Genomic DNA, 9,344 nt, shown 5'->3' on the forward strand with positions numbered 1-9,344 from the left:
AATTACGGAGGGGAGTTTGTTAATGGGTGGATTATTTAATATTGAAAGTGGACGATTGTGGAAATCTGTTTTTAGCGGGTGTTTCCGGTGTTTTCAGCAGGAATTCAGGTTTTTTTCAGGTAGTCGCTGGGGCTGGTTCCGTAGAATTTTTTGAAGATACGGCTGAAATATTTTGGGTCGTTAAAGCCTGTTTTAAAGGCAATTTCGGAAATCGACAGTTCGGTTGATTTAATCAACTCAACCGATTTTTTCAACTTGTATGAATTAATAAAATCGGTAATATTTAGGTTGGTTAATGCTTTAATTTTTTTGTACAGCAAACTTCGGCTAACAAACATTTCGCGTGCAAATTGTTCCACCGAAAAGTTGGGTTCGTTGTAATTTTTTTCCAATATCTGGTAGGCTTTTGTAATAAACTCCTCGTCTAATTTGTTCGATGCTAATTTTTCGGGAGCTATCGGTTCAGGGCTGCTGAATGTGTTTTTAATCTTTCGGCGCGACTCGATGATGTTGCGCATTTTTATTTCCAGAATTTGCAGGTTGAACGGTTTCGGAATGTAATCGTCGGCACCGGTTTCCAGTCCTTCAATCCAGCTTTCTACCATATTTTTTGCTGTTAGCAGAATAATAGGAATGTGGCTGGTTTGGATGTTTTTTTTCAGACGGCTGCACAGTTCAATGCCGTCCATAACCGGCATCATAACATCGCTGATAATTAGCTCGGGCGAGTACTTTTTGGCCATTTCCAGCCCGATTTTTCCGTTTTCGGCGCCTAAAACCCGGAAGTCTGATCGTAGTGTTTGAAGCAGGAAGCTGCGCAGATCGAAATTGTCCTCCACAATTAAAATTGTAGGTTTTTTCTTGTTGTCGGATGTTACTTCATCCAGTTCGTAGTTGGTGTTACGTGCTACAATATGCTCGGTAAGTACATTTACCCGCCCTTCGAGATTTATTTCGGTTGGTATGCTTGTTTCGTTAATTTGGTCGCTTTCAAAACGGTCTTTCGAATAGGGCATGCACACGGTAAAAGTGCTGCCTTTTTGGGGTTCGCTTTGTACTTTAATTTTGCCATTTAGTGCCTGAACGATTTCGTAGCTCAGTGCCAAACCAATACCCGAGCTGGTAAAATCGGTTTGTTTTCCCGATTCTGCATCCTTGTAAAAGCGGTTAAAAATGTGTGGCATGTGTTCTTCCGAAATTCCACGCCCAGTATCGATAACGCTGATGGCCACAAAAGGTGCAGCAATGTAATCTTTTTGGTTTTCAGTTATGTTCTCAACTTTTAGGGTGATGGAGCCTGAGGCCGGAGTGTTTTTAAAGGCGTTTGAAAGCAGGTTGTAGAATACGTTTTCCACTTTCTCGGCATCAAACCAGGTTTCATCGTTTATTTCGGTTTTAATAAAGCGGTAGTTAATTTGCTGGTGCTCGGCCAGGTCTTTAAACGACTCGAAAATACCGTGTAAAAATTCCTGCAGGTTGCCTTTGCTTACATTTAATTTTAGTTTTCCGGTTTCAATACGGCGGAAATACAGCAACTGGTTAATAAGGTGCAGTAAACGCTGCGCGTTACGGTTAATAATGCTCAGTGTATTTTGTGTATTGGGGTCGGCTTTCATATTTTTCATTAACTGCTCAAGCGGGTCGATAATAAGCGTTAACGGTGTGCGGAATTCGTGCGAAATATTTGTAAAAAACCGGAGGCGCAACTGGTTAACCAGTTTCACTTTTTCGTTTAGTTCAATTACTTCGTCGCGCTGTTTGGCAATTTGCTGGTTTTGTTTTTCAAGTTCTTCTTTTTGCTCCTCAATTTTAAAAGTACGTTCGCGCACCTGCTGTTCCAGCTTGCGTTTTTGTTCTTTCAGGAATTGCGTACGGTAGCGAATGTAAGCTAAAACCATTGCAATAATAAACAGCACTGCCAGTAATTGAAACCAGGCTGTTTCCCAAAACGGAGGAACAATGGTTAGGATAAGTGCGGTGTAGTTTTCCGACCAGATTCCATCGCTGTTGGCCGCTTTTACCTTAAAAACGTATTGTCCTCCGGAGAGGTTGGTGTAGTTGGCAAAACGCCTCGATGCGGGCACTTCCACCCAATCCTGGTCAACACCTTCCATTTTATAGGCGTATCTTACTTTATCGGGGAGAAAATAATCGAGTGCTGAAAATTCGATGGAGAATACGGCATCTTTATACGACAAATTTATTTCGGCGGTTTGGCTTACCGGTTTGTTCAAAATAACCTGCCCATGATATTTTTTACCTATGGTAACCGGGTTGCTGAATATTGAAAACTCGGTAAAAACTGGTTTTAGTGTATTCGGATAAGTTTCAATCTGTTGTGGTGAGAAATAGTTTAATCCGTTTACACCTCCAAAATACAAGGTGCCTTTTTTGTCGGAGTACGAAGCAGTCCAGTAAAACTGATTGCTGAGTAAGCCATCGCTCGCATAATAATTCAAAAAGGTTTTTCTGTCGGGGTTAAACTTCGAGAGCCCATTGTCGGTGCTTATCCATAAATTTCCATCCAAATCTTCTTCAATTCCGTATGCAAAGTTGTTGCACAGCCCGTTTTGGGAGGTGTAGTTGGTAAAACTTCCGTTTTCGTTGTATTGGCAAATTCCGTTACCGTATGTTCCCATCCAAATGGTACCATCGGCGGCTTCGAACAGGGAGATGATATAATTGCCCGGCAAGGATTGTTTATCCTGCGGATTGTGCAGAAACTTTTCAAAAGGAAGTTTGCTATTGTTCAGGTCGGAATTCAGCAAATCGTTTTTATTAAACCGGTATAGTCCGTTTTCGGTGCCCACCCATATTCTGTTTTTTTTGTCGGTTAGCATACAGCCAACTTCAAGGCTGTAGCCCGGTTCCATTGCGTTGTGAACATGAGAAAAGCTATTGTTGGAAGGATTAAAAATATCGAGCCCTCCCCGGGTTCCAATCAAAAGCCGATTGTTGTCGAGTTGTTCGATACAGGAAACAAAACTGCTGCATATTGTTTTATCATCGTTGGGCTGGTTGATCCAGACTGCGAAGCGATTTTCATTTTCTGCAAGCAAACGGTTTAATCCGCCGCCCCAGGTTCCTATCCACAGCCGGTTCTGCTTATCGCGAAAGATTGATGATACAAAATCGCTGGTAATGCTTATGGGGTTTTCAGAATCGTTTTTTAACCGGGTGATTTTGTCTCCGTTAACCCTATTCAACCCACCACCGGCGGTACCAATCCATATAATATCATCTTCAACCAAAATAGAATTAATGGTGTTGTGGCTAATCGAATTTGCGTTACCGGGCTTGTGTTGGATGGCATTAAAGGGTTTTTGGTACGAGTTGTAATAATTTACCCCGCCAATTTCAGTACCTATCCAAATGTTTCCAAAATCGTCGGCATATAATGAGTTTACAAATGGGCTGCTGAGTTTCGAATCGTTGGAAAGGTGCGAAAACGTTTTACTGTTTTGGTTGAAATAATTCAGTCCGCCAAGTGTTCCAATTATAATTGTCCCGTTCTGATCTTCAATAATGTCGCGAACCGTCAAATGGTCGAGGTTTCCTTCGCTCGTGCTTGTTGTAAAAAAATACTCCAAACTTTCTGAACTGCTGTTAAAATAGTATAAACCCAAATCGGAGGTACCAATCCACAGGTTGCTTCTCGAATCCTGATAAACAGACTGAATACTAATGGGGCCAATTTCATTGGTTACAGAAGAATATTGGTCGATTATTTCCGTTGTGTTCAGCGAAAGCACAGCAAGGCCAATGTCGGTACCCACAAACAGGTTTTTCTCGGGGGAGATAAAAATATGGTTGATATTTTCTGTTGGAAGTTTATCGCTAAAACGTTTTTGACACGATAATGTGCCTTCGTTGCTTTCAGTTATTTGCCACAATCCGTTATTCTCGGTTCCAACCCAAATTGCACCGATTTCGTCTTTTACAATCGTTGTAACCGAGGAGTTTAGTATCTCGCTGCTTAACCCGTTAAGGGGTAAAAAACGAAATAACTGGTAGTCGAAAAACGAGAGGCCTTTTTCGGTTCCAACCCAAAGATTACCGTTATCGTCTTCGCATAAAGCCTGAATCATATTTCCTTTCAGCCATTCATGCTCTTGCGTATGAAAGGTTTTAAAAGTATAGCCATCAAAACGACACAGGCCATTCCAGGTTCCAAACCACATAAATCCCTTGCTGTCTTTTGTAATAACATCAACGGTATTTTGTGGAAGTCCGTCGTTTGTGGTAAGCACATTTAGCCTGATTTGCCCGGTAGATTTTGCAAATACAGCATCCGTTGTAATACCCAAAATGATAATCAGGAAAGCGACAACGTATTTACCCGACAGTTTTACCATAAGTATGCTCAATTACAAATATGGGCGTAAAAATACCCATTCTGACAAGACTGAGCAACAAGTATGTATTTAATTCGGGGATGATATGTGTTTTGCAGTTTTGGGAATACAAAATGTGCAGTATTGTTGCAGCGCCATTGGGCATGTAGCTTTTGAATATGGAGCAGAATAGAAAGTCGGGGGCTGTATTGTATTATTCGATACAGCCCCCTGACTTTGGGTTTGCCTTTTCGGCTTATTATCGTTCAACTAAAATCGGAATACCGGTCTGCCGTCAGCATCAAATGTTACTTTCATAACCCTTGCGTGGCGATTCGGATCGTAGAGCGGGTCTTTAACAATTTCTTCGAGTGGACGGGTGTCGCTGGCCGGAACAACCGACGGATCGCCAATAGCATTTTCATAATCTCTTGCATGATAAATGCACAAGGGCGTAACATCGTCTTCGGCTACCGTAAAACAGTTGTGTCCCGGGCCATATATTTTTTTTTCGTAGTCGGTTTCCAGCACCGGGTATCTCGATTTTTTCCATGAATCACGATCCAGCAGATCGGCATCTTCATTGGCTTCCATCAATCCCATACAATAACATGCACCTGTGGCACTTGCCGAGAAAGTAATATAAATTTTGCCTTTATTTTTTATTACTGCCGGTCCTTCGTTTACCCAGAAATCAATGCGTTCCCAATCGTAATCGGGAGTAGTAAGCATAAACTGTACAGTTTTCAGTTTTATTGGCGATTCCATTTCGGCCAGGTATAAATTGGAAGCAGCAAACTGCCCGCCGGTTTTTTCGGCCCAGCAAAAATAGCGTTTGCCGTTATTTTCGAATACCGTTCCATCCAACGAAAAGTCAATGAACGATTTCTCATCGCCATCGGCAGCCTGCATCATTCCCAGCTCAATCCATTCATCTTTTAAAGGATCCTGTCCGGAGCATTCCAGTACATATGGTCTTAATGCCCAAATGTCTTCTTCCTGGCTGGCGGCAAAATAAACATACCATTTGCCATCGAGGTAATGAATTTCAGGTGCCCAGATATGGCGACTCATTGGGCCTGATTCGTGCTTGAACCAAACATCGTAGGTTTCGGCGTTTTTTAAGCCTTCAATAGTTTTTGCTTTCCGTAGTTCGATGCGATCGTATGTTGGTACCGAGCCGGTGAAATAGTAATACCCATCGGTATGTTTATACACAAACGGATCGGCTCGCTGCTCAATCAATGGCGCATTTTTTCCTGTAGTATCCATTTTAAATATGAATTTTTGCTTTTATGGTTTCGTAATATTTATCGGTGATTTTGTAGCGGTAGATCAACATTCCGTTGATGACATGAAAAACACCCGGAATTAAAGTTAGCATAATTGCCAGTCCGGTAAGCGCTGTTTTTGTTTGAACCGCATCAGGAATGTATCCAAAAGCATCAAGCAATAAACCAACCACTGCTCCGGCAATTCCCATTCCTGCTTTTTGTGCGAAGGAAATACCTCCGAATGCCAGTCCTGAAATGCGTTTTCCGGTCTCAGCATGGCCGTAGTCAACTGCTTCGGCAATGGCCGACCAAAATACCGGGGCATGCACATCAACCACCAGCGACAGGATAAAATAAAGCACGTAAGCCATCAGCACACTGTCGGGTTGTGGTTTTACCAAAACAAACATCAAAACACTTAGTATGCCCACGCCAAACTGCGACATCCAGAACAGTTTTACCTTACAAAAACGTTTGGTAATAAGCGTGGATAAGGGCATGGCCAAAATGGCTGCTGCTACGCCGGTTCCCATGAACGTTGATTGCATTCCGGCATCGCCGCCCAGGTAATATTTGGCATAAAAAATAGCCACCGAACTGCGGATAACATAACCAACCGTACCCGAAAGGCATGATCCCCAAAGAATAAGCCACTGGTGGTTTTTTACCAGGTATTTTAGTTGCTGAAAAAACGGTGTTTTGTCAACCACATGTTCGATACGCTCGCGGGTAGTAAAATAGCTGAATAAAAACAACAAAGTTCCCATAAGCGCCATTAATCCCATGGCCAGTTGATAACCTCTTCCCATATCGTCGCGACCTAATTTTTCGGCCAGAATAGGAACCACGATCGACACCATAAATGCGGCAACCTTCGCAAAGAACAGTCGGTAGCCGTTGGCCGACAAACGTTCCTGCGGGTCGTTGGTTAATACCCCGATTAGTGAAATATATGGAATGGTAACCGATGTAAACATCAGCGTTACAAAAATGTAGGTAATGTAGGCGTAAATAAGTTTGCCGGCATAATCGAAACCGGGCGTGGTAAAGGTTAGAAACACCGAGATTCCGAAAGGAACCGACAGAAATAAAAAGTAAGGACGAAAGCGGCCACCTTTAAATTTATACTTGTCGGTTATTAATCCCATCAACGGATCGCTTATTGCATCGATCAGCCGAACGAGTAAGAACATTAGCGCCACGTCTTTGGGTTTCAGCCCAAAAATATCGGTGTAAAAATAAGTGATAATAAGAAACATGGATGAAATAACCACGTTTACGGCGGCATCGCCTGATCCATACCCGATTTTTTCGAGTATGCTTAGTTTTTGATTCTTCATTGATTTACTTCTGAAAGTTTGATTAATTTTAATACTACCGACGTTTGTCAGCTATAAAAACTTAGGATCAAAGATTGAAAACAAAAACAGAAACAGGGTGGAGTTTTGGGTATAACAGGTGGACAATAATGCATAGGAACACCGTAAAAATGCTTTTGTACCTGATTAACGGGAAGTATTATAAGGGGTTAAAGATTTTTCGAGTGCATTTTGTGCTTCATTCAAACAAAAAAGCCCTCCGCTATTGCGAAAGGCTTTCTGCTTCGTCGGGATGACAGGATTTGAACCTGCGACCCCTGGTCCCCCAGACCAGTACGCTAACCGGACTGCGCCACATCCCGATGATTATTTATATAATTAAGAATTGCATCTCTTTTTTTCCAGCCTTTTAACTGTTTTTCAAGTTTCATTGCTTCAGATTGAGAGTTGCAAATCTCAGAGTATATCAGTTTCCAAGGTCTTTTTGCAGAGGTAGAGCGATTGTAACCTTTATTGTGTTTTTTCAACCGTGCTTCTAAATGTGCTGTTTGACCAATGTAAAAACTATTGTCAATTTCCGATTCCAATATGTAAACAAAGAACTTCATCTTGTTAAAGGTCATTCACGACCAGTACGCTAATCCCGATTTTCTAAAATCTTTGATTTTATGGAAAATCGAGGATCCTCGAACTTCGTTCGGGACCGGACTGCGCCACATCCCGATGATTATTTATATAATTAAGAATTGCATCTCTTTTTTTCCAGCCTTTTAACTGTTTTTCAAGTTTCATTGCTTCAGATCGAGAGTTGCAAATCTCAGAGTATATCAGTTTCCAAGGTCTTTTTGCAGAGGTAGAGCGATTGTAACCTTTATTGTGTTTTTTCAACCGTGCTTCTAAATCTGCTGTTTGACCAATGTAAAAACTATTGTCAATTTCCGATTCCAATATGTAAACAAAGAACTTCATCTTGTTAAAGGTCATTCACGACCAGTACGCAATCCCGATTTTCTAAAATCTTTGATTTTATAGAAAATCGAGGATCCTCGAACTTTGTTCGGGACCGGACTGCGCCACATCTCCCGATGCCTTAGCATCGTGGATTCTCGGTGAAACCGGAACCGAATCAGGATTGCAAAAGTAAGCTTAGAAATTATTATTACAAAACTTTTTCTTTCTTTAATCAACTATTTTATTCATGTTATAGAATTCAGCTATGATTACTTCATAATTATCGATTGAATTTATAATAATCAATGGAGTATGTTTTGTATTTTTGTGCAACTAAAAATTTAAATGATGTTTAAACCACTTGATATTAACGATAACAACGAAAATAAAAACGTTGAACCAACCGATGTAGAAAAGGTAAAATGTTTGATCGTAGGATCGGGCCCTGCTGGTTATACTGCCGCAATTTATGCCGCACGTGCTAATCTGAGTCCGGTAATGTACGAAGGACTTCAGCCGGGTGGCCAGTTAACAACCACTACCGAAGTTGAGAACTATCCGGGTTACCCGGAAGGTGTTACCGGCCCGGTAATGATGGAAGACCTGAAAAAACAGGCAGAGCGTTTTGGTACCGATGTGCGTTGGGGAATGGCTACAAAAGTTGATTTCTCGGGCGATGTTCATAAAGTTTGGATCGATGACGCAAAGGTAATCGAAGCTGAAACCGTGATTATTGCAACCGGAGCAACTGCAAAATACCTCGGATTGGAAGACGAAAAGAAATATGCAGGCGGTGGAGTTTCGGCCTGTGCAACCTGCGACGGATTTTTCTACAGAGGAAAAGATGTCGCTGTTGTCGGAGGTGGCGATACTGCTGCCGAGGAAGCCATGTACCTGGCCGGTTTGTGTAACAAAGTTTACATGATTGTACGTCGTGATGTACTTCGTGCGTCGCGAGTAATGGCCGAGCGGGTGAAAAAAATACCAAACGTAGAAATACTTTGGAAACACCAAACAAAAGGTTTGATTGGCGACAATGGTGTGGTTGAAGGCGCAACTTTGGTTAAAAACCTTGGAGAAGAACGGGAAGAGGAAATTACGATTAAAATTGACGGTTTCTTTTTGGCTATCGGACACAAGCCAAACTCTGATATTTTTGCCGAATACCTTGATACCGACGATGTAGGTTATATTTTGACTAAGCCCGGAACATCAAAAACAAAAGTTCCCGGAGTATTTGCCTGCGGTGATGTGCAAGACTCGCAATATCGTCAGGCGGTTACTGCTGCCGGATCGGGATGTATGGCTGCAATAGATGCTGAGCGATACCTTTCGGAAAAACATAGTTAAACAAGGAATAAAAATCGAAATAAAAAAGAGGCTGTCCAAAAAGGCGGTCTCTTTTTTTATGCTGCAATTTCAGAATAGTAGTTTTTCATCCAGATTTTAGATTGTTGCTTTTTCAA

Annotated in this window: 6 protein-coding genes and 1 tRNA gene; 1 reads left to right on the forward strand and 6 read right to left on the reverse strand. The window is 41.7% G+C overall.

The annotated features are described in order from the left end of the window. Positions 1–104 precede the first annotated feature (104 nt). The 6 genes from BMW53_RS09570 to BMW53_RS21495 all read right to left on the reverse strand — a co-directional run bounded on the left by BMW53_RS09570 (position 105) and on the right by BMW53_RS21495 (position 7,911). The gene (locus tag BMW53_RS09570; RefSeq protein WP_051567540.1) at positions 105–4,355 is read right to left on the reverse strand and encodes a two-component regulator propeller domain-containing protein; all 4,251 of its coding nucleotides are present in this window, start codon (positions 4,353–4,355) and stop codon (positions 105–107) included. Positions 4,356–4,604: 249 nt separating this feature from the next. Continuing rightward, positions 4,605–5,606: a glycoside hydrolase family 43 protein gene (locus BMW53_RS09575; RefSeq protein WP_038554986.1), complete on the reverse strand. Its 1,002-nt coding sequence runs from the start codon at positions 5,604–5,606 to the stop codon at positions 4,605–4,607. A 1-nt stretch (position 5,607) separates the two neighbouring features. Then, positions 5,608–6,948: an MFS transporter gene (locus BMW53_RS09580; protein WP_038554983.1), complete on the reverse strand. Its 1,341-nt coding sequence runs from the start codon at positions 6,946–6,948 to the stop codon at positions 5,608–5,610. A 266-nt stretch (positions 6,949–7,214) separates the two neighbouring features. Further along, a tRNA-Pro gene (locus tag BMW53_RS09585) sits at positions 7,215–7,289 on the reverse strand. Further along, entirely contained in the window at positions 7,266–7,535 is a 270-nt protein-coding gene (locus BMW53_RS09590; protein WP_074780576.1) for a GIY-YIG nuclease family protein, read from the reverse strand. The genes BMW53_RS09585 and BMW53_RS09590 overlap by 24 nt, the downstream gene beginning before the upstream one ends. A gap of 58 nt (positions 7,536–7,593) precedes the next feature. Further along, a complete protein-coding gene (locus tag BMW53_RS21495) occupies positions 7,594–7,911 on the reverse strand; it encodes a GIY-YIG nuclease family protein (RefSeq protein WP_074780570.1) in 318 nt (105 codons plus the stop codon). Positions 7,912–8,223: 312 nt separating this feature from the next. Between BMW53_RS21495 and trxB the strand changes: the two genes are divergently transcribed. Continuing rightward, positions 8,224–9,228 (forward strand): thioredoxin-disulfide reductase, encoded by a 1,005-nt coding sequence (gene trxB / locus BMW53_RS09600; RefSeq protein WP_217642922.1) that lies wholly within the window; start codon positions 8,224–8,226, stop codon positions 9,226–9,228. Positions 9,229–9,344 lie beyond the last annotated feature (116 nt).

Origin of the sequence: Draconibacterium orientale (genome assembly GCF_900111425.1) — a bacterium.
Lineage (GTDB): Bacteria > Bacteroidota > Bacteroidia > Bacteroidales > Prolixibacteraceae > Draconibacterium > Draconibacterium orientale.